19 protein-coding genes are annotated in these 20,030 nt (G+C 62.5%); 3 read left to right on the forward strand and 16 right to left on the reverse strand.

The genetic code is table 11. The annotated features are described in order from the left end of the window. Positions 1-22: 22 nt before the first annotated feature. Positions 23-463 (reverse strand): hypothetical protein, encoded by a 441-nt coding sequence (locus tag ACNFHO_RS07370; RefSeq protein WP_153773116.1) that lies wholly within the window; start codon positions 461-463, stop codon positions 23-25. Between the two features lie 147 nt (positions 464-610). Here ACNFHO_RS07370 and mutS point away from each other — a divergent pair, with 147 nt between their 5' ends. Together mutS and fdxA are read left to right on the forward strand one after the other, a co-directional pair. Then, positions 611-3,181 (forward strand): DNA mismatch repair protein MutS, encoded by a 2,571-nt coding sequence (gene mutS / locus ACNFHO_RS07375; RefSeq protein WP_054891050.1) that lies wholly within the window; start codon positions 611-613, stop codon positions 3,179-3,181. A gap of 136 nt (positions 3,182-3,317) precedes the next feature. Further along, positions 3,318-3,641: a ferredoxin FdxA gene (gene fdxA, locus ACNFHO_RS07380; RefSeq protein WP_054891051.1), complete on the forward strand. Its 324-nt coding sequence runs from the start codon at positions 3,318-3,320 to the stop codon at positions 3,639-3,641. Positions 3,642-4,143: 502 nt separating this feature from the next. Here fdxA and rpoS read toward each other — a convergent pair. From rpoS to ACNFHO_RS07420, 8 genes are all read right to left on the reverse strand, one after another. Next, on the reverse strand, positions 4,144-5,151 hold the full coding sequence (rpoS, locus tag ACNFHO_RS07385; protein WP_054891052.1) for an RNA polymerase sigma factor RpoS: 1,008 nt from the start codon (positions 5,149-5,151) through the stop codon (positions 4,144-4,146). Between the two features lie 109 nt (positions 5,152-5,260). Then, positions 5,261-6,121 (reverse strand): peptidoglycan DD-metalloendopeptidase family protein, encoded by an 861-nt coding sequence (locus tag ACNFHO_RS07390; RefSeq protein ID WP_414154159.1) that lies wholly within the window; start codon positions 6,119-6,121, stop codon positions 5,261-5,263. A gap of 188 nt (positions 6,122-6,309) precedes the next feature. Beyond that, positions 6,310-6,948, reverse strand: coding sequence for a protein-L-isoaspartate(D-aspartate) O-methyltransferase (locus ACNFHO_RS07395; protein WP_162714454.1), 639 nt, complete (start codon positions 6,946-6,948; stop codon positions 6,310-6,312). A 41-nt stretch (positions 6,949-6,989) separates the two neighbouring features. Beyond that, a complete protein-coding gene (gene surE / locus ACNFHO_RS07400; protein WP_054891055.1) occupies positions 6,990-7,739 on the reverse strand; it encodes a 5'/3'-nucleotidase SurE in 750 nt (249 codons plus the stop codon). Beyond that, entirely contained in the window at positions 7,727-8,785 is a 1,059-nt protein-coding gene (truD, locus tag ACNFHO_RS07405) for a tRNA pseudouridine(13) synthase TruD (RefSeq protein ID WP_416765799.1), read from the reverse strand. The genes surE and truD overlap by 13 nt, the downstream gene beginning before the upstream one ends. Continuing rightward, entirely contained in the window at positions 8,782-9,255 is a 474-nt protein-coding gene (gene ispF / locus ACNFHO_RS07410; protein ID WP_054891057.1) for a 2-C-methyl-D-erythritol 2,4-cyclodiphosphate synthase, read from the reverse strand. Before ispF ends, truD begins: the two co-directional genes overlap by 4 nt. Before the next feature lie 72 nt (positions 9,256-9,327). Next, positions 9,328-10,182, reverse strand: coding sequence for an S-formylglutathione hydrolase (gene fghA, locus ACNFHO_RS07415; RefSeq protein WP_416765801.1), 855 nt, complete (start codon positions 10,180-10,182; stop codon positions 9,328-9,330). An 8-nt stretch (positions 10,183-10,190) separates the two neighbouring features. Beyond that, positions 10,191-11,303 carry an S-(hydroxymethyl)glutathione dehydrogenase/class III alcohol dehydrogenase gene (locus tag ACNFHO_RS07420; RefSeq protein ID WP_009686067.1) on the reverse strand — a complete coding sequence of 371 codons (1,113 nt, stop codon included), beginning with the start codon at positions 11,301-11,303 and terminating at the stop codon, positions 10,191-10,193. A gap of 106 nt (positions 11,304-11,409) precedes the next feature. On the opposite strand from ACNFHO_RS07420, the gene ACNFHO_RS07425 reads away from it, so the two are divergent. Then, positions 11,410-12,306, forward strand: coding sequence for a LysR substrate-binding domain-containing protein (locus tag ACNFHO_RS07425; RefSeq protein ID WP_054891059.1), 897 nt, complete (start codon positions 11,410-11,412; stop codon positions 12,304-12,306). A gap of 24 nt (positions 12,307-12,330) precedes the next feature. Here ACNFHO_RS07425 and ispD read toward each other — a convergent pair whose 3' ends face one another. From ispD to accA, 7 genes are all read right to left on the reverse strand, one after another. Beyond that, positions 12,331-13,038 (reverse strand): 2-C-methyl-D-erythritol 4-phosphate cytidylyltransferase, encoded by a 708-nt coding sequence (ispD, locus tag ACNFHO_RS07430; protein ID WP_054891060.1) that lies wholly within the window; start codon positions 13,036-13,038, stop codon positions 12,331-12,333. Then, positions 13,035-13,316, reverse strand: a complete 282-nt coding sequence (ftsB, locus tag ACNFHO_RS07435) for a cell division protein FtsB (protein ID WP_054891061.1) — start codon at positions 13,314-13,316, stop codon at positions 13,035-13,037. Before ftsB ends, ispD begins: the two co-directional genes overlap by 4 nt. A gap of 156 nt (positions 13,317-13,472) precedes the next feature. Continuing rightward, a complete protein-coding gene (gene eno / locus ACNFHO_RS07440) occupies positions 13,473-14,762 on the reverse strand; it encodes a phosphopyruvate hydratase (protein WP_054891062.1) in 1,290 nt (429 codons plus the stop codon). 153 nt (positions 14,763-14,915) lie between these two features. Next, entirely contained in the window at positions 14,916-15,761 is an 846-nt protein-coding gene (kdsA, locus tag ACNFHO_RS07445; RefSeq protein ID WP_054891063.1) for a 3-deoxy-8-phosphooctulonate synthase, read from the reverse strand. A 3-nt stretch (positions 15,762-15,764) separates the two neighbouring features. Continuing rightward, positions 15,765-17,393: a CTP synthase gene (locus ACNFHO_RS07450; RefSeq protein WP_054891064.1), complete on the reverse strand. Its 1,629-nt coding sequence runs from the start codon at positions 17,391-17,393 to the stop codon at positions 15,765-15,767. 269 nt (positions 17,394-17,662) lie between these two features. Continuing rightward, on the reverse strand, positions 17,663-18,958 hold the full coding sequence (tilS, locus tag ACNFHO_RS07455; protein WP_416765806.1) for a tRNA lysidine(34) synthetase TilS: 1,296 nt from the start codon (positions 18,956-18,958) through the stop codon (positions 17,663-17,665). A gap of 105 nt (positions 18,959-19,063) precedes the next feature. Then, positions 19,064-20,011: an acetyl-CoA carboxylase carboxyl transferase subunit alpha gene (accA, locus tag ACNFHO_RS07460; RefSeq protein WP_054891066.1), complete on the reverse strand. Its 948-nt coding sequence runs from the start codon at positions 20,009-20,011 to the stop codon at positions 19,064-19,066. Positions 20,012-20,030: the final 19 nt, after the last annotated feature.

Below are 20,030 nucleotides of genomic sequence, written 5' to 3' on the forward strand. Positions count from 1 at the left end.
ACAGCGCGCCCTGAACACGCGATCATTCTGGGATCCCCGTCACCGCATGCACCGCCCGCATCGCGCAGGGCGGACGCGCGCCCTGGGGTTCGATCTGCTCGCACTTGCGCAGCAACGGCAATGCGTCGCTGAACTTGATTGCAGCGACAGTCTCGGCATGCTGCTGAGACAGGAAACAGTGCTCGAAGCGATAGGCCGCATACACATCGGCCTGCACCGGCTCATTGTCATAGACTTCGCTTACGATCTCGCGCAGCAACTGGCGGGTCGGCTCGTCCAGCTTGGCCGGTATCCCCTGCAGCAACTGCTCCCGCGGTGTCCCGTCAGCCCGTGCCTGGACGACATGCCGCGAAGCCTCTATCGACGCCTGCATACCCTGCGGGAAAGGGCACTGTGCAGCCGCCATGACCGGCAACGGCAGGCTCAAGCCTGCGACCATCAGATAAAACGCCACCCTTGGCATGGAATTCCTCGTGCTGTATTCGGGCCTGTCCGGAAAATCGACAAATCATAGCGGTGCCCTGCCCTTTGTGTCCTGCAGCAGGCGAAAAAAGCCTGTACCATTGCGGGTTTCGAAATTGCCACCAGACCACCTGTTTCAAGGCCCTGAATGTCTGATCTCTCCGCACACACGCCAATGATGCAACAGTACTGGAAGTTGAAGAACCAGCATCCAGACCAGCTGATGTTCTACCGCATGGGCGACTTCTACGAAATCTTCTACGAAGATGCGAAGAAAGCCGCGAAACTGCTGGACATCACCCTGACCGCACGCGGTCAGTCGGCGGGCCAGTCGATCCCCATGTGCGGGATTCCGTTCCACTCGCTGGAAGGCTACCTGGCCAAGCTGGTCAAGCTCGGCGAATCGGTGGTGATATGCGAGCAGATCGGCGACCCGGCCACCAGCAAGGGCCCGGTTGAGCGCCAGGTAGTGCGTATCATCACGCCGGGTACGGTCAGCGACGAGGCGCTGCTCGACGAGCGCCGCGACAACCTGATCGCCGCCCTGCTGGGTGACGAACGCCTGTTTGGCCTCGCGGTACTGGACATCACCAGCGGCAGCTTCACCGTGCAGGAGATCAAGGGCTGGGAAAACCTGCTCGCCGAACTCGAGCGTATCAACCCGGTGGAGCTGCTGATTCCCGACGACTGGCCCCAGGGCCTGCCGGCAGAGAAGCGCCCGGGAGCGCGGCGTCGGGCTCCGTGGGACTTCGACCGTGACTCGGCGCGCAAGAGTCTGTGCCAGCAGTTCGCGACCCAGGACCTCAAGGGCTTCGGCTGCGACAAGCTGACCCTGGCCATCGGCGCCGCCGGCTGCCTGCTGACCTACGCCAAGGAAACCCAGCGCACCAGCCTGCCGCACCTGCGCAGCCTGCGCCATGAGCGCATGGATGACACGGTGATTCTCGACGGCGCCAGCCGCCGCAACCTCGAGCTGGACATCAACCTGGCAGGTGGCCGCGACAACACGCTGCAGTCGGTCATCGACCGCTGCCAGACAGCGATGGCCAGCCGCCTGCTGAGCCGCTGGCTGAACCGCCCGCTGCGCGACCTGAAAGTCCTGCAGGCACGCCAGGATTCGATTCGCTGCTTCCTCGACGGCTACCGTTTCGAGAAGCTGCAGCCGCAACTCAAGGAAATCGGTGATATCGAGCGGATTCTCGCCCGTATCGGCCTGCGCAACGCCCGCCCACGTGATCTGGCACGCCTGCGCGATGCGCTTGGCGCCCTGCCCGAACTGCAGAACGCCATGGCCGAGCTCGAAGCCCCCCACCTGGCCCGCCTGGCGGCGATCACCGGCACCTACCCGGAGCTGGCCAGCCTGCTGGAGCGGGCAATCATCGACAACCCGCCTGCGGTGATCCGCGACGGCGGCGTGCTCAAGACCGGCTACGACAGCGAACTCGACGAACTGCTGGCCATGAGCGAGAACGCCGGTCAGTTCCTGATCGACCTCGAAGCCCGTGAGAAAGCCCGCACCGGGCTTGCCAATCTCAAGGTCGGCTACAACCGTGTGCATGGCTATTTCATCGAGCTGCCCACCAAACAAGCCGAACAAGCGCCGGGCGACTATATCCGCCGCCAGACGCTCAAGGGCGCCGAGCGCTTCATCACGCCTGAACTCAAGGCGTTCGAAGACAAGGCGTTGTCGGCCAAGAGCCGCGCCCTGGCCCGCGAGAAGATGCTCTACGATGCACTGCTCGAGACCTTGATCAGCCACCTCGCGCCGTTGCAGGACAGCGCTGCGGCGCTGGCCGAGCTGGACGTGCTGAGCAACCTCGCCGAGCGCGCACTGACCCTGGACCTGAACTGCCCGAGCTTCGTCGACGAGCCGTGCCTGCGCATCGAGCAAGGGCGTCATCCAGTGGTCGAGCAGGTACTGACCACGCCGTTCGTGGCCAACGACCTGGGCCTGGACAACAACACCCGCATGCTGATCATCACCGGTCCGAACATGGGCGGTAAATCCACCTATATGCGCCAGACCGCATTGATCGTGCTGATGGCGCATATCGGCAGCTTCGTGCCGGCAGCGCGCTGCGAACTGTCGCTGGTGGACCGCATCTTCACCCGCATCGGGTCCAGCGACGACCTGGCCGGCGGCCGCTCGACCTTCATGGTAGAGATGAGCGAGACCGCCAACATCCTGCACAATGCCACCGACCGTAGCCTGGTACTGATGGACGAGGTCGGCCGCGGAACCAGTACTTTCGACGGCCTGTCGCTGGCCTGGGCCGCTGCCGAACGTCTGGCGCAGTTGCGCGCCTACACCCTGTTCGCCACCCACTACTTCGAACTGACCGTACTGCCGGACAGCGAGCCGCTGGTGGCCAACGTGCACCTGAACGCCACCGAGCACAACGAGCGTATCGTGTTCCTGCACCATGTGCTGCCAGGCCCCGCCAGCCAGAGCTATGGCCTGGCAGTGGCGCAACTGGCGGGCGTGCCGTCGCAAGTCATCCTGCGCGCTCGTGAACACCTGGGCCGCCTGGAAACTGCCAGCCTGCCCCACGAGGCGCCGGTGACCAAAGCCAAGGGCGAACCGCACGTGCCGCACCAGAGCGACCTGTTCGCCAGCCTGCCCCACCCGGTCATCGAGAAGCTGGGCAAGCTGGCACTGGACGACATGACGCCTCGCCAAGCTATCGAAATGCTATATCAACTGAAAAACCTGTTATAACGGCCAGCCGCGCAAGCTGGTAGAATCCGCCGCGGTTTGCCGGAGCTGCAGGTTATTAGCCTGGCCTGCAGCCAACGTGAACCGCGCTGCCCTGGAAGGAAGGGCACGCTGCCGTCGCCTGAGGAGAAAATTAGAAATGACCTTCGTCGTCACCGACAACTGCATCAAATGCAAGTACACCGACTGCGTGGAAGTCTGTCCGGTGGACTGCTTCTACGAAGGCCCGAATTTCCTGGTCATTCACCCGGACGAGTGCATCGACTGTGCGCTGTGCGAGCCCGAGTGCCCGGCACAGGCCATTTTCTCGGAGGACGAAGTGCCTGCGGGGATGGAGAACTTCCTCGAGCTCAACGCCGAGCTGGCTGAGATATGGCCGAACATCACCGAGCGTAAGGATCCCCTGCCGGATGCTGAAGAATGGGATGGCAAGCCAGGCAAGATCGCTGATCTGGAGCGCTGATCGCTGCAGTGACAAAAAAAGGCCCGCAAGGGCCTTTTTTGTGCCTGGCATTCGAGCTCATGCAAGCCCGAGCGAGGAGAAATCGCAGGCAAAAAAAGGGGCGGTTTGACCCGCCCACATTTTTTCCGTAGTCCCTGCTTGTCCCATTCATCATCCTGATGAATCGCATCCTGCGATGTCCTTGGCAATCATCCTTGAAAGCCTGTGCCAGTCCGTCGGCACACTTCAGATACTAGCGATTTCCCCAGCGCGAGCAACCCGCGCACCTCACAAGATGCTACAACTGACACATTTGCAAATATCAAAAAAATCCATGATTTTCAGAGAGTTAAGAAAATATCGTTGCTGAAAAAGGCAATTGTTTACTCTTGGTGGTAGCGAAGGCTTACACCACGAGTAAGCGATCTCTTACACGCCAAGCAACAGCGCTAGCAGGTTGAACAATTTCCCAGGCAAAAAAATGCCCCGAGGTCATCGGGGCATTCTGTTTGCGCGCAGCAGCTTATTGGAACAGCGACTCGCTGGACAGGCCGTTCTTTTCCAGGATCTCACGCAGACGCTTGAGCCCCTCCACCTGGATCTGCCGTACACGCTCACGGGTGAGGCCAATCTCCAGGCCAACATCCTCGAGCGTACTGCTCTCATGTCCACGCAGGCCGAAGCGGCGAATCACCACCTCCCGCTGCTTGTCGGTCAGCTCGCCCAACCATTGGTCGATGCTCTGCGACAGGTCGTCATCCTGCAGCAATTCACACGGATCGGTGGGGCGGTCATCAGTAAGGGTGTCGAGCAGCGTCTTGTCCGAATCCGGGCCCAAGGACACGTCGACCGAGGAGACACGCTCGTTGAGCCCAAGCATGCGCTTGACCTCAGCCACTGGTTTCTCCAGCAGCCCGGCAATTTCTTCAGGGGACGGCTCATGGTCGAGCTTCTGGGTGAGCTCGCGCGCAGCGCGCAGGTAGACGTTGAGCTCCTTGACCACGTGTATCGGCAGGCGAATGGTGCGGGTCTGGTTCATGATCGCCCGTTCGATGGTCTGGCGGATCCACCAGGTCGCGTAGGTCGAGAAACGGAAGCCGCGCTCCGGATCGAACTTCTCCACGGCGCGGATCAACCCCAGGTTGCCCTCCTCGATCAAGTCGAGCAGCGACAGGCCACGATTGACGTAGCGGCGGGCAATCTTAACGACCAAACGCAGGTTGCTTTCGATCATGCGTTTGCGGCCGGCCGGGTCGCCCTTCTGCGACAGGCGCGCGAAGTGCACTTCCTCTTCCGGGGAGAGCAATGGCGAGAAACCGATTTCGTTGAGGTACAGCTGCGTGGCGTCGAGCGCACGGCTGTAATCGATGTACTTGTGCTGCTTGAGCGATGAGCCCGTTTTGGCCCTGGTCCGAACCGAAGGTACAGCAGGTTCGTCTGACACCACATCCGTTTCCAAAACGATACCTGTCTCCATCAGGAGGAGGTCATCGTCGATGTCAAACTCCGGCACTTCTTTGCTGAGAGCCATTGTTATAGTCCTTTGCTGAGTTCGAACCTCAGACTCTAGCGGCGCCTGATTCCCTGGCAGCGCTAAAGCCTGTCCCCTTTACGTCTTCAGGAACAGGCTGGTGCAACAATCAACGGCGTGGCAGGAACTGGAGTGGGTCGACGGGTTTGCCCTGGCGGCGAATCTCGAAATGCAGCTTCACCCGATCAGTGCCCGTAGACCCCATTTCTGCGATCGTCTGCCCTGCCTTGACCTGCTGCCCCTCCCGAACCATGAGCCTGCGGTTGTGGCCGTAGGCACTGACGTAGGTATCATTGTGCTTGATGATGATGAGTTCGCCGTAGCCCCGCAAGCCACTCCCGGCGTAAACCACCGCACCATCAGATGCAGCAAAAACAGGCTGTCCCAAATCTCCGGCGATATCAATGCCTTTATTCAAACTACCGTTTGAAGCGAATTTTCCAATCAGCACGCCGTTCGCCGGCCAAGTCCAGCCCCCCACCGCACGCTCTGCGGCCGGCACCTGGGTGACGGTCGGAGCGGCTGTGGCAGGGGAAGCTGTTGCCGGCTTGTCGCTATTTGTTACTGGCGGGGTCTGAGTACCAACCGGACGGCGAATGACCGTGGTCCTGCTCGACGACGAGGGACCGGACGATACGACGGTGGTGGAGCCTCCAGCGCCGCTGCTGAAACGAATCGGCTGGCCAGGACGGATGGTGTAGGGCGCCGAGATGCCATTGCGCGCGGCCAGCTCCTTGTAGTCCCAGCCGTAGCGGAAGGCGATAGAGAACAGGGTATCGCCGGGTTTGACCACATACTGCCCCGAGGTCACGGTCGGACGCTTGGGTGCCGCGTTGTTGCGATCGACCACCCGAGCGCCACTGGAGCCGGTGCTGGAGCATCCCGCCAGCAAGGTTCCCATGGCCAGCGCAATCACCAGAAGCTTGAAACCCGACCGATCCTTGCGCTGCCGAATGATTGTGTGACCCACCCGCGCTCCCCTCATGGTGCCGAAATCTGGATATGACGATATGCAATATTGTTTCAATTATAACCGAGCCCGACCCGCTTGGGTGGCCCGTACGGGCGCTGTCATTCTGGCGGGGTTTGCCTCACCCCGCCAGATAGACAAGCCCGCGGCGCAAGGATTCGTTACAACCGCAGATATTCCGTCGGCCGTCAGGCCAGTGGCCCGTTAAGCAGCGGCACGAAGCGTACGGCGCCCAGCACCCGGCGCGAGAAGCCCTGCTCCTCACGAACGATCAGCAACAGTTGCTGTGCTTCGCCCGCCGCCCCTACCGGAATCACCATGCGTCCGCCGGGTGCCAACTGATCGAGCAAGGCCTGGGGGACTTCCGGCGCCACCGCGGTGACGATGATGGCGTTGTAAGGCGCCAGCGCCGGCCAGCCTTCGCAACCGTCGCCCCAACGAAACACCACGTTACGCAGGTTGAGCTCGACCAGACGCTCCTTGGCACGATCCTGCAGCACCTTGATCCGCTCGACCGAAAACACACGCTCGACCAGCTGCGCCAGGATGGCCGTCTGGTAACCAGAACCGGTGCCGATCTCCAGCACCTTGTCCAGCGGGCCGGCCTCCAGCAGCAGTTCGCTCATGTGCGCAACCATGAATGGCTGGGAAATCGTCTGGTTATGGCCGATCGGCAGCGCAGTATCTTCATACGCCCGATGCGCCAAGGCTTCATCGACGAACAGGTGGCGAGGGGTGCGGCGAATGGTCTCGAGCACCTTGGTGTTCGACACGCCCTCTTCATACAAGCGTTGGATCAGGCGCTCCCGGGTACGCTGGGAGGTCATGCCAATGCCGCCACGGCGCTGCAGATCATCCTGTTCGCGCATCAAAGCAGCCCCTCCAGCCAGCCATCGAGGCGCTCGAAGGCATCGTTGAAGGTGCGATCCAGTTGCAGCGGCGTGATCGATACATAGCCTTGCATCACTGCATGGAAGTCAGTGCCCGGGCCGCCGTCCTCGGCATCACCGGCCACGGCGATCCAGTACCCTTCCTTGCCACGCGGATTGACGACCTTGGTCGGTGCGGCCGCACGTGCCCGATGCCCCAGACGGGTGAGGCGTATACCGCGGATATGCTCCAGCGGCAGGTTGGGGATGTTGACGTTGAGCACGGTGCGCGCCGGCAGCTCCAGACGCGACTGCGCCTCGACCAGGCGCCGGGCGATATGGGCGGCGGTGGGCAGGTTGTCCGGCAGGCGCGACAGCAACGAGAACGCCAGCGAAGTGCCGCCGAGAAAGCGGCCCTCCAATGCAGCGGCGACCGTGCCGGAGTACAGCACGTCGTCGCCCAAGTTGGCGCCCAGGTTGATACCGGAGACGACCATGTCTGGCGTTTCCGGCAACAGGCCATTGAGCCCCAGGTGCACGCAATCTGTAGGCGTGCCGTTGAGGCTGATGAAACCGTTGGCCAACACCTGTGGGTGCAGTGGCCGGTCGAGCGTCAGCGAACTGCTGGCGCCGCTTTTGTCTTGATCCGGGGCGATCACCACGCACTCGGCGTAGTCCTGCAGCGCACCGTGAAGCGCAGCGAGGCCGGGGGCGGTAACACCGTCGTCGTTGGAAATCAGAATACGCATGGGCTTTCCGTCTGCCCTGCCGGCACCAGATCCACAAGTTCGCGCACCACCACGGTGGCGAAGCATCCGGCCGGAAGGACGAATTCCAGTTGCAGGATATCAGGCTCGGGATAATGCCACGTCAGCCGCCCAATAGGGAGCCGCAGGATGCGCCGTTCGTGATCCAGTCCTGCCCTGCCCAGCCATTTGCAGAGTGCCGGATGGCGCTCACCGACTGCCGTTTCCAGCGCCGCGGTCCCGCCCGCGCTTGACGGAAGACCCGCGCCCCACAGGGGTCCGGTGGGATGAAGGTCGAGAATTGCCAGCCGAGGATCGGAGCATTCCTGCTCGCCAGCCGGAAAAAAGCTACGGCTATCCGTGAAGGCCAGAAGATCGCCAACCTGCGCCTGGTTCCAGCTTCCGTCCTCCACTCGCGCCGCCAGAACCTGATTGAACAGGTAGCTGCGTCCCGCAGACAGCAGCCGCGAACGCACATTGCGCTGCTCCGGCAGCGCCTCTCGAGACGCCCAGTCGAGTGCATCGTGGACATTTCCGCCGGCATGACCGAAGCGCTGGGTACCGAAATAGTTCGGTACGCCTTGCACCTTGAGCTGTTCCAGACGTGCATCCAGCGCCTGGTGATCGGCGCTCAGTGCCGTCAGTCGCAGGGTGAAACCATTGGCCGAGTGCGCGCCGCGCTGGAGTTTGCGCTGGTGACGCACCTGTTTGAGCACGCGCAGGCTGTCGTCTTCGGCACGGGACAGGTCAGGATCGGCCTTGCCCGGCAGATGCAGACTGAACCACTGCCGGGTCAACGCCTGACGGTCCTTCAGGCCGGCATAACTGATGGCACGAACCGGCACACCGGCCGCGCGCGCCAGGCGTCGGGCCGCTTCCTCGGTGTTCAGGTCGCGCTTCTCGACCCACAGCCACAGGTGCTCGCCTTGACCGGACAGTGGGATGTCGAGCACTTCATCGACCTGAAAATCATCGGCGACCGCCTTGAGCACGGCGCGGCCAAGGGCCTCGCCGCTGGCGCGCGGGCCCAGCAGTTCCAGTTCGGTCATGCTGGCAGCAACAGGGCGACCGCATGCACGGCGATGCCCTCCTCACGGCCAGTGAAGCCGAGCTTTTCCTCGGTGGTCGCCTTGACGTTGACCTGGTCGAGCTCGACCTGCAGGTCCTCGGCGATGAAGCGGCGCATGGTGTCGATGTGCGGCGCCATCTTCGGCGCCTGGGCGACGATGGTGGCGTCGACGTTGCCCACCTTCCAGCCCTTGGCCTGCACGACGGCCACCACATGACGCAGCAGCACGCGGCTGTCAGCACCCTTGAACTGTGGGTCGGTGTCAGGAAAATGCTTGCCGATGTCACCCAGCGCTGCAGCGCCAAGCAAGGCATCGCTCAGGGCGTGCAGCAGCACATCACCATCGGAATGGGCCAGCAGGCCGTATTTGTGGGGAATACGCACCCCGCCCAAGGTAATGAAATCACCGTCAGCAAAACGGTGCACATCGTAGCCGTGGCCAATACGCATAGAAAAACGCCCTGATTGAGTCAGGGCGTGATTCTACCTGCTTTGGCCGCTATTGGGGCCGCTGCTGCATCACTACACCCGCCCCAGTGCGACGGCGTGATGACGCAGGTGCTCATCGATGAAGCTGGCGATGAAGTAGTAGCTATGGTCATACCCCGGCTGCAGCCTCAGGGTCAGTTCATGCCCCACTTTACGCGCCGCCTGCTCCAACGCTGCTGGCTTGAGCTGGTTGTCGAGGAAGTCATCGCGATCGCCCTGGTCGACCAGCAACGGCGGACACTGGCCAGCCGGGGTTTCGGCCAGCAGCACGCTGGCATCCCATTCACGCCAGCGCGCGCGGTCTTCACCCAGGTAGCGCGAGAAGGCTTTTTCGCCCCACGGGCAATCCATCGGGTTGCTGATCGGCGAGAACGCCGACACTGATCGGTAGCGCCCCGGGTTGCGCAGGGCGCAGACCAGCGCCCCATGCCCGCCCATCGAATGACCACTGATACTGCGCTGATCGGACGCAGGGAAATGCGCCTCGATCAACGCCGGCAGCTCCTGGACCACGTAATCATGCATGCGGTAATGCTGGGCCCAGGGCTGCTGGGTGGCATTGAGGTAGAAGCCGGCGCCGAGCCCGAAATCCCAGGCCCCCTCCGGATCGCCGGGCACCTGCTCGCCACGCGGGCTGGTGTCGGGCGCAACGATTATCAGGCCTAGCTCGGCGGCCAGGCGCTGGGCGCCGGCCTTCTGCATGAAATTTTCGTCGGTGCAGGTAAGGCCACTGAGCCAGTACAGCACCGGCAGTTTCTCGCCCTGCTCGGCCTGCGGTGGCAGGTAGACGGCGAACACCATGTCGCAGCCCAGCACCTTGGAGTGATGCTTGTAGCGCTTGTGCCAGCCGCCGAAGCTCTTCTGGCAGGAGATGTTGTCCAGGCTCATGGCTGACCTCAGAAGTGGATCACGCTGCGGATGCTTTTGCCTTCATGCATCAGGTCGAAGGCCTTGTTGATGTCCTCCAGACCCATGGTGTGGGTGATGAAGGTGTCCAGCGGAATCTCGCCCTTCTCGGACATTTCCACGTAACTTGGCAACTCGCTGCGGCCACGCACGCCGCCGAATGCCGAACCACGCCATACCCGGCCGGTAACCAACTGGAATGGACGGGTGGCGATTTCCTGGCCCGCGCCGGCCACACCGATGATAACCGACTCGCCCCAGCCCTTGTGGCAGCACTCGAGCGCCGCACGCATCAGTTGGACATTGCCGATGCATTCGAAGGAGAAGTCCACGCCGCCGTCGGTGAGGTCGACGATCACTTCCTGGATCGGACGATCGTAGTCCTTCGGATTGATGCAGTCGGTGGCACCCAGCTGGCGGGCGATCTCGAACTTGGCCGGGTTGATGTCGATGGCGATGATGCGCGAGGCCTTGGCCTTCACCGCACCGATCACCGCCGACAGACCAATGCCGCCCAGGCCGAAAATGGCCACGGTGTCACCCGGCTTGACCTTGGCGGTGTTGAGTACCGCACCGATACCGGTGGTCACGCCGCAACCGAGCAGGCAGACCTTCTCCAGCGGCGCTTCCTTCTGGATCTTGGCCACGGAGATCTCCGGCAGAACGGTGTACTCGGAGAAGGTCGAGGTGCCCATGTAGTGGAACAGCTGCTGCCCTTTGTAGCTGAAGCGGGTGGTGCCATCAGGCATCAGGCCCTTGCCCTGGGTGGCGCGGATGGCCTGGCACAGGTTGGTCTTGCCCGACAGGCAGAATTTGCATTTGCCACATTCCGGGGTGTACAGCGGGATCACGTGGTCACCAACGGCCAGCGACGTGACACCCTCACCCACCGCTTCGACGATTGCCCCGCCCTCGTGGCCGAGGATCGACGGGAAGATACCTTCCGGATCCGCGCCGGAGAGTGTGTAGGCATCGGTATGGCAGACACCGCTGGCGACCACGCGCAGCAGTACCTCGCCCGCCTTGGGCATGGCCACGTCCACTTCGACGATTTCCAGGGGTTTCTTGGCCTCGAAGGCAACAGCGGCGCGGGACTTGATCATGAAGGGCTCCAAGCTAGGTATCGGTTCAGGTCATCAGTGTAATTCATGCTCTTTTGATGAATAATCCGAGCAAATGCAAAACATTATTGCCACGCAGGGATAATCAATGAGCAGTCGCTGGGAAGGAATCGACGAGTTCGTCGCGGTCGCCGAGTCGGGCCAGTTCACCGCGGCCGCCGAACGACTGGGGGTTTCTTCATCGCATATCAGCCGACAGATCGCTCGCCTGGAAGAACGCCTGCAAACCCGCCTGCTGTACCGCAGCACCCGGCGCGTGACCCTGAGTGAGGCCGGGCAGACCTTTCTGCAACACTGCCAGCGTTTGCAGGATGGCCGCGAAGAAGCGCTGCGCGCGATGGGGGACCTGGCCAGCGAACCCAAAGGTCTGCTGCGCATGACCTGCGCGGTGGCCTACGGCGAGCGTTTCATCGTGCCACTGGTGACTCGTTTCATGGCGCTGTATCCCCAGTTGCGCGTCGAGGTGGAGCTGAGCAACCGCACCCTGGACCTGCTGCACGAGGGCATGGACCTGGCTATTCGCCTGGGACGCCTACAGGATTCACGCCTGGTGGCCACGCGCCTCGCACCGCGGCGCATGTACCTGTGTGCATCGCCAGCGTATCTGGAGCGTTACGGCCGACCGCACAGCCTGTCGGAACTGGCGCGGCACAATTGCCTGGTGGGCAGTTCGGATCTGTGGGTGCTGCAGCAGGATGGCCGTGAAATCAGCCAACGGGTCCAAGGCAACTGGCGCTGCAACAGCGGCCAGGCAGTACTCGACGCGGCGCTGCAAGGAATGGGGTTGTGTCAGTTACCGGATTACTACGTGCTCGAGCATCTGCATGCCGGGGCACTGGTGTCACTGCTGGAGGCGCACCAGCCACCGAACACCGCGGTGTGGGCGCTGTATCCGCAACAGCGGCACCTGTCACCCAAGGTACGGCGGTTGGTCGACTATCTGAAGGACGGGTTGGCAGGATTGCCGGAGTATCAGCCAGGCTGAAGCGTTGCATCTCTTCTGACGGTCTCAGCGCCGCCCAGCCCAGCGCTGACGCAACCACTCCAAGTCTTCCGGCCGGGTCACCTTGATGTTGTCACTACGCCCTTCGATCAGCCGCGGCGCATGCCCGGCCCATTCGATGGCGGAGGATTCATCGGTCACCGCCACATCCGCCACCAGGCACTCGGCCAGTGCACGGTGCAGCATGCCAAGCCGGAACATCTGCGGCGTGTAGGCCTGCCATACGGTGGTGCGGTCCACCGTGGCGCTGACCCGGCCAGTCGCGTCGGCACGCTTGAGGGTGTCGCGCGCAGGCACCGCCAGCAGCCCGCCCACCGGATCATCGGCCAGCTCCGACAGCAGCTTGTCCAGGTCACTGCGCGCCAGGTTCGGCCGCGCAGCATCGTGCACCAGCACCCAGTCATCGTCGGCCGCCCCTTGGGCGTGCAGCAGCAACAGGGCGTTCAATACCGAATCGGCACGCTCACGCCCACCCGCTGCACACTGGATGCGAGGATCATTCGCACAGCGCAAACCAGGCCAGTAAGGATCTTCTTCGGCAACGCTGACCACCACCCCCTTGAGCGTGGGATGGTCGAGAAAACAGTCGAGGCTATGCTCGAGGATGGTCTGCCGGCCCAGTTGCAGATACTGCTTGGGGCGGTCGGCAGCCATGCGGGCACCAATGCCCGCGGCAGGAATCACGGCCCAGAAGGCCGGCAGTTCATGGATCATTTCTGTGGCAACTGGTAGAGGGTTTCGCCCTCCTTGACCATCCCCAGTTCATGACGAGCCCGTTCTTCCACGGTCTCCATACCTTTCTTCAACTCCAGCACTTCAGCGTCGAGCACGCGATTGCGTTCCAGCAGCCGTTCGTTTTCGGCATGCTGGTCAGCGATCTGCTGTTGCAGCTCGGCCACTTGCGCCAGGCTGCCATTACCGACCCAGAGGCGGTATTGCAGGCCTCCGAGCAACAACAGCAGGACGAGGAACAACCAATAGGGACTGCGCATGAAGATATCCAGGGTAAAAGGCCGCCGCAGCGAGCTTCCGATAGCACGAAGCCTGGCCGAGGCCAGGCTTCGTCGACAGAAACCCGTTTGAAGGCACTGAACGCTCAGTGAAAACGCTCAGACAGCCCCGGCTGCTGCCTTTTTACCATCTCTTGCTCAGCCGCGAAACTCGGCACGGCCACGGTAGACGGCCTTGGCGCCCAGTTGCTCTTCGATACGCAGCAATTGGTTGTACTTCGAGACGCGGTCGGAGCGGCACAGCGAACCGGTCTTGATCTGGCCTGCAGCAGTACCGACAGCCAGGTCGGCGATGGTCGAGTCTTCGGTTTCACCGGAACGGTGCGAGATCACCGCGGTGTAGCCAGCGGCCTTGGCCATCTGGATGGCTTCCAGGGTTTCGGTCAGCGAGCCGATCTGGTTGAACTTGATCAGGATCGAGTTACCGATGCCCTTCTCGATGCCTTCTTTCAGGATCTTGGTGTTGGTCACGAACAGGTCGTCGCCGACCAATTGCACCTTGGCACCGATCTTGTCGGTCAGGATCTTCCAGCCAGCCCAGTCGGACTCGTCCAGGCCGTCTTCGATCGAGATGATCGGGAAGCGCTCGGTCAGGCCTTTCAGGTAGTCGGCGAAACCTTCGGCGTCGAACGACTTGCCTTCACCAGACAGGTTGTACTTGCCGTCTTCGTAGAACTCGGAAGCGGCGCAGTCCAGGGCCAGGGTGACGTCGGTGCCCAGCTTGTAGCCGGCCTTCTCGACTGCTTCGGCGATGGCCGCCAGGGCGTCTTCGTTGGAGGCCAGGTTCGGGGCAAAGCCACCTTCGTCACCCACGGCAGTGTTCAGGCCACGGGCCTTGAGGACAGCCTTGAGGTGGTGGAAGATTTCGGTGCCCATGCGCAGGCCGTCGGAGAAGGTCTTGGCGCCGACCGGCTGAACCATGAACTCCTGGATGTCGACGTTGTTGTCGGCGTGCTCGCCGCCGTTGATGATGTTCATCATCGGCACCGGCATCGAGTACTGGCCAGGGGTGCCGTTGAGGTTGGCGATGTGTGCGTACAGCGGCAGGTCCTGGTCCTGTGCAGCAGCCTTGGCAGCGGCCAGGGACACGGCGAGGATGGCGTTGGCGCCCAGCTTGGCCTTGTTCTCGGTACCGTCCAGTTCGATCATGGCGCGGTCGAGTGCTTTCTGGTCGGAAGGATCCTTGCCCAGCAGCAGGTCACGGATCGGACCGTTGATGTTGCCGACAGCCTTCAGCACGCCCTTGCCCAGGTAACGGCTCTTGTCGCCATCACGCAGCTCCAGCGCTTCGCGCGAGCCAGTGGAAGCACCAGACGGCGCGCAAGCGCTGCCGATGATGCCGTTGTCGAGCAGCACATCGGCTTCCACGGTGGGGTTGCCACGCGAATCGAGAACTTCACGACCTTTGATGTCGACGATCTTTGCCATTGTTGTAAGCACTCCAGAATTGACGAAAACAACGCAGCTTTGGGAATTCTTGCCGTTCACCAGGCGACATGGCACGGGCAGGCCTGGCGAAGGGAGCCCCTGACCGGCAGGCCAGGGGGTGGAACGGGCGGTACTTTACCCGAGAAACGAGCTTTACGCGGTCTCTACCGTCGGAAAACTTTTCACCAGGTCGTCCAGTTGCTTGAGCTGCGCCAGGAATGGCTCCAGCTTGTCCAGGCGCAGGGCGCATGGGCCATCGCACTTGGCGTTGTCCGGATCCGGGTGAGCTTCGAGGAACAGGCCGGCCAGGCCCTGGCTCATGCCCGCCTTGGCCAGGTCGGTGACCTGGGCACGGCGACCGCCGGCGGAGTCGGCACGACCACCCGGCGTCTGCAGCGAGTGGGTGACATCGAAGAACACCGGGTACTCGAACTGCTTCATGATGCCGAAGCCGAGCATGTCGACCACCAGGTTGTTGTAGCCGAAGCTCGAACCGCGCTCGCAGAGGATGAGCTGGTCGTTACCGGCCTCGACGCACTTGGCGAGGATGTGCTTCATCTCGTGCGGGGCGAGGAACTGGGCCTTCTTGATGTTGATCACCGCGCCGGTCTTGGCCATGGCCACTACCAGGTCGGTCTGGCGCGAGAGAAACGCCGGCAGCTGGATGATGTCGCAGACCTTGGCCACCGGTTCGCACTGGTAGGGTTCGTGCACATCGGTGATCACCGGCACGTTGAAGGTGCGCTTGATCTCCTCGAAGATCTTCAGCCCCTCTTCCATGCCCGGACCACGGTACGAGGCCACCGACGAACGGTTGGCCTTGTCGAAGCTGGCCTTGAACACGTACGGGATGCCGAGCTTTTCGGTCACCCGCACGTACTCTTCGCAGACCTTCAGGGCCAGATCACGGGACTCCAGGACGTTCATGCCGCCGAACAGGACGAACGGCTTGTCGTTGGCGATCTCGATGTTACCGACGCGAATGATCTTCTGGGTCATGGATCAGGCCTTGTTCTTCTGTGCCAGGGCTGCCTTGACGAAGCCGCTGAACAGCGGGTGACCGTCACGAGGCGTGGAGGTGAACTCCGGGTGGAACTGGCAGGCGACGAACCATGGGTGATCCTTCGACTCGACCACTTCGACCAGCGCGCCATCTTCGGAACGACCGGAAACCACCAGGCCGGCGTCGATAAGTTGAGGCAGCAGGTTGTTGTTCACTTCGTAGCGGTGACGGTGACGCTCGGTGATCACGTCGCTGCCATAGCAGTCGTGGACCTTGGAACCGGCGATCAGCTGGCAATCCTGCGCGCCCAGGCGCATGGTGCCACCCAGGTCGGAGGCTTCGGTACGGGTTTCGACGGCGCCGGTGGCATCGGCCCACTCGGTGATCAGGCCGACGACCGGGTGCGCGCCGTTGCGATCGAACTCGGTGGAGTTGGCGTCTTTCCAGCCCACCACGTTACGGGCGAACTCGATGACCGCGACCTGCATGCCCAGGCAGATGCCCAGGTACGGAACCTTGTTCTCACGGGCGAACTGCACGGCCTTGATCTTGCCTTCCACGCCACGCAGACCGAAGCCGCCCGGCACCAGGATGGCGTCGGCGCCTTCGAGCAGGCCGGTGCCCTGGTTCTCGATGTCTTCGGAATCGATGTAGCGCAGGTTGACCTTGGTGCGGTTGGTGATGCCGGCGTGGCTCATCGCTTCGATCAGCGACTTGTACGCATCCAGCAGCTCCATGTACTTGCCGACCATGGCGATGGTGACTTCATGCTCGGGATTGAGCTTGGCGTCGACGACCTTGTCCCACTCGGACAGGTCGGCGCCATTGCACTGCAGGCCGAAACGCTCGACGACGAAGTCGTCCAGGCCCTGTGCGTGCAGCACGCCCGGAATCTTGTAGATGGTGTCGACGTCTTCCAGCGAAATCACCGCACGCTCTTCGACGTTGGTGAACAGGGCGATCTTGCGGCGCGAAGAGGCATCGACCGGGTGGTCGGAGCGGCAGATCAGCACGTCAGGCTGCAGGCCGATGGAGCGCAGCTCCTTGACCGAGTGCTGAGTAGGCTTGGTCTTGGTTTCGCCGGCGGTGGCGATGTACGGCACCAGCGTCAGGTGCATCAGCATGGCGCGCTTGGAGCCCACTTCGACACGCAACTGACGGATGGCTTCGAGGAATGGCTGCGACTCGATGTCGCCCACGGTGCCGCCGATCTCGACCAGGGCCACGTCGGCATCGCCGGCGCCCTTGATGATGCGACGCTTGATTTCGTCGGTGATGTGCGGGATGACCTGGATGGTCGCACCCAGGTAGTCACCACGGCGTTCCTTGCGCAGCACGTGCTCGTAGATACGGCCGGTGGTGAAGTTGTTGTTCTGGGTCATCGTGGTGCGGATGAACCGCTCGTAGTGGCCCAGGTCGAGGTCGGTCTCGGCACCGTCGTGGGTGACGAACACTTCACCGTGCTGGAACGGGCTCATGGTACCCGGATCGACGTTGATGTACGGGTCCAGCTTGAGCATGGTGACCTTGAGCCCCCGCGCTTCCAGGATGGCCGCCAGGGAAGCCGAGGCAATGCCTTTCCCCAATGAAGAAACAACACCGCCCGTGACGAATATGTAGCGCGTCATGAAAAACCCTAGAAGTCTGCGTTAAGGCGGCCAGCGCCGCCGGAGAAAGCGAAGGAAGGCCGAAGCCCCCGATCACCTGCGTCAATCACAGTGCATCTCGAACAACTGCCGCGTCTGTACAGACCGGGGGTATCCCCAGTGTGGAGCTCGCTCGTCATTTTAAGAATCAGCCCAGCAAAAAACTGCTTGGTAATCGGCAACTCCTGTGTTTTCGCGGAACCCACAGAAGCTGTATCAAGAAGGGAGGGTAGTCTACCGGAATGTACCCTTCAGCTCAAACCTTGCACGTTCGTCGGCGGCTGCCACTGCAGTTGCCAGTCGGTCTGCCCCTGCTCCGGCAGGTTGGCCACCGCCAGCAGGCGCTCGCCCTGCCAAAGCAGTGGCAGGCGATGACGCACGAAGTGCGGCACGCGGTGCTCGTTGAGCAGGCGCTTCAGGTCGCGGTGACCGCGCCCTGGAATATCGAGGACCTCGCCGCCCTGGCGATAGGTGACATGCAGGCCAGACCCAGGAATGGCACCCACCAGCTGCAAGCTGCCATTGCCGGGTAACGAGAGCGGCTGGCTCGGATCCGGCCAAGCCACCCCGCCCTGCGGCGCTTGCAGCCAATCGCCGCTCAACCACCACAGCCGTCCATGGCTGCGCTGCAGCTCGCCATCGGTCAGGCGCCAGAGCGGCTGGGCATCGGCTGCCGCATCACGCAGGTTGTCCCAGCCGGCCCAATGGCGGCTATCGGGCAGACGTGTACGACTGCTCAGCCAGTACTGCAAGGCGTTACGCTGGCGCGCTGGCGAGAGCGCCGCCAGCACTGCCATGTCCAGCGAGTCCAGGCATTGCCAAGGCGCCACTGCTCCGGCACTTGCGGCATCGATGTCGGAGGCGGCGAGTTCGTCCAGCAGCGCCAGGGCCTCGCCCAGGTGCGCGGAACTGCGTGCCAGGCTCTGGCTCGCTTGCGGCCAGCGCTGGCGTAGCAGCGGGAACACTTCGGCGCGCAGGAAATTGCGGGCGAAGCGGCTATCGGTGTTGGACGGGTCTTCGATCCATCTCAGCCCCGATGCCTGGGCATATCGCTGCAACTGATCCCGCGCCAGATCAAGCAACGGCCTGACCAACTGCCCCTGCCCCAGCGGACGGGAAGCAGGCATCGCCGCCAGGCCGCGCAGACCGGCACCACGCAACAGGCGAAACAGCAGCGTCTCTGCCTGGTCTTCGCGGTGCTGGCCGGTGAACAGTACCTCGCCAGGCCCCAGAAGCGCTGTGAACGCGTCGTATCGCGCGGTGCGGGCGGCTTGCTCGAGACTGGCGACAGGCTCGACCTGGACATGGATCACGCGCAGTTCGACACCCAGCGCATCACAGACCTGCTGACAATGTGCAGGCCAAGCGTCAGCAGCCGCTTGCAGACCGTGATGAATATGTACGGCACGCAATGGCGGTGCTTCATGATCGCGAGCGTAGTCGACGAGCAGGTTTAGAAGGACGGTGGAGTCGAGGCCGCCGGAGAAGGCGACGTGCCAGGCGGGGGCGTTGAGCCAGGGAGAGAGGGATTGGGTGAGGTCGTGCATGGTTGCCTCACTGAGGACCGCATCGCGGGGCAAGCCCGCTCCCACAGAAAACGCACGAGTGGGAGACGGCTTGCCTGCGAATGGGGCGCCAGGCGCCCCTGCCAATCAGAGACCGTAGCTCATCAGGCGATCGTAGCGACGCTTGAGCAGGGTATCGTTGTCGAGCTTGCCCAGCATGTCGAGCTGCTCGAGCAGGTCGGCACGGATGCTGGCGGACATCTTGGCCGGATCGCGGTGAGCGCCGCCCAGTGGCTCGCCGATCACCTTGTCGACGATGTTCAGGCTCTTCAAGCGCTCAGCGGTGATGCCCATTGCTTCGGCAGCGTCCGGCGCCTTGTCGGAGGTCTTCCACAGGATCGAGGCGCAACCTTCCGGCGAAATCACCGAGTAGGTGGAGTATTGCAGCATGTTCAGTTGGTCGCACACGCCGATAGCCAGTGCGCCGCCCGAACCACCTTCACCGATCACGGTGGCGATGATCGGGGTTTTCAGGCGCGCCATGACGCGCAGGTTCCAGGCGATGGCCTCGCTCTGGTTACGCTCTTCGGCGTCGATACCCGGATAGGCACCTGGGGTGTCGATGAAGGTCAGGATCGGCATCTTGAAGCGCTCGGCCATCTCCATCAGGCGGCAGGCCTTGCGGTAGCCTTCAGGACGCGGCATGCCGAAGTTACGGCGGACCTTCTCACGCACTTCGCGGCCCTTCTGGTGACCGATGACCATCACCGGCTTGCCGTCCAGGCGCGCGGTACCGCCAACGATCGCGGCGTCGTCGGAGAAGTGACGGTCGCCGTGCAGCTCTTCGAACTCGGTGAAGATGTGGTCGATGTAGTCCAGGGTGTACGGACGACGCGGGTGGCGTGCCAGGCGGGCAATCTGCCAGCTGGTCAGGTTGCCGAAGATGCTTTCGGTCAGGGTGCTGCTCTTGTCTTGCAGACGGGCAATTTCATCGCTGATGTTCAGCGAGTTGTCGTTACCGACCAGGCGCAGCTCTTCGATCTTGGCTTGCAGGTCGGCAATCGGCTGTTCGAAATCGAGAAAATTCGGGTTCATAGGCATCCGTCTTGGGTCT

The organism is Pseudomonas sp. NY15374, assembly GCF_048068255.1.
Classification (GTDB): Bacteria; Pseudomonadota; Gammaproteobacteria; order Pseudomonadales; family Pseudomonadaceae; genus Aquipseudomonas; species Aquipseudomonas machongensis.

Excerpts from the sequence above, each read along its gene's own strand:
- fdxA (WP_054891051.1), top strand. The coding sequence starts at position 3,318 with ATGACCTTCGTCGTCACCGACAACTGCATCAAATGCAAGTACACCGAC.
- ACNFHO_RS07395 (WP_162714454.1), bottom strand. The coding sequence starts at position 6,948 with ATGACCTCCCAGCGTACCCGGGAGCGCCTGATCCAACGCTTGTATGAA.
- ftsB (WP_054891061.1), bottom strand. The coding sequence starts at position 13,316 with ATGCGCAGTCCCTATTGGTTGTTCCTCGTCCTGCTGTTGTTGCTCGGA.
- ispD (WP_054891060.1), bottom strand. The coding sequence starts at position 13,038 with ATGATCCATGAACTGCCGGCCTTCTGGGCCGTGATTCCTGCCGCGGGC.
- kdsA (WP_054891063.1), bottom strand. The coding sequence starts at position 15,761 with ATGACCCAGAAGATCATTCGCGTCGGTAACATCGAGATCGCCAACGAC.
- ACNFHO_RS07420 (WP_009686067.1), bottom strand. The coding sequence starts at position 11,303 with ATGATCAAGTCCCGCGCCGCTGTTGCCTTCGAGGCCAAGAAACCCCTG.
- rpoS (WP_054891052.1), bottom strand. The coding sequence starts at position 5,151 with ATGGCTCTCAGCAAAGAAGTGCCGGAGTTTGACATCGACGATGACCTC.
- surE (WP_054891055.1), bottom strand. The coding sequence starts at position 7,739 with ATGCGTATTCTGATTTCCAACGACGACGGTGTTACCGCCCCCGGCCTC.
- ACNFHO_RS07450 (WP_054891064.1), bottom strand. The coding sequence starts at position 17,393 with ATGACGCGCTACATATTCGTCACGGGCGGTGTTGTTTCTTCATTGGGG.
- tilS (WP_416765806.1), bottom strand. The coding sequence starts at position 18,958 with ATGCACGACCTCACCCAATCCCTCTCTCCCTGGCTCAACGCCCCCGCC.
- accA (WP_054891066.1), bottom strand. The coding sequence starts at position 20,011 with ATGAACCCGAATTTTCTCGATTTCGAACAGCCGATTGCCGACCTGCAA.
- ispF (WP_054891057.1), bottom strand. The coding sequence starts at position 9,255 with ATGCGTATTGGCCACGGCTACGATGTGCACCGTTTTGCTGACGGTGAT.
- eno (WP_054891062.1), bottom strand. The coding sequence starts at position 14,762 with ATGGCAAAGATCGTCGACATCAAAGGTCGTGAAGTTCTCGATTCGCGT.
- mutS (WP_054891050.1), top strand. The coding sequence starts at position 611 with ATGTCTGATCTCTCCGCACACACGCCAATGATGCAACAGTACTGGAAG.
- fghA (WP_416765801.1), bottom strand. The coding sequence starts at position 10,182 with ATGAGCCTGGACAACATCTCCTGCCAGAAGAGCTTCGGCGGCTGGCAC.
- ACNFHO_RS07370 (WP_153773116.1), bottom strand. The coding sequence starts at position 463 with ATGCCAAGGGTGGCGTTTTATCTGATGGTCGCAGGCTTGAGCCTGCCG.
- truD (WP_416765799.1), bottom strand. The coding sequence starts at position 8,785 with ATGACCGAACTGGAACTGCTGGGCCCGCGCGCCAGCGGCGAGGCCCTT.
- ACNFHO_RS07425 (WP_054891059.1), top strand. The coding sequence starts at position 11,410 with ATGAGCAGTCGCTGGGAAGGAATCGACGAGTTCGTCGCGGTCGCCGAG.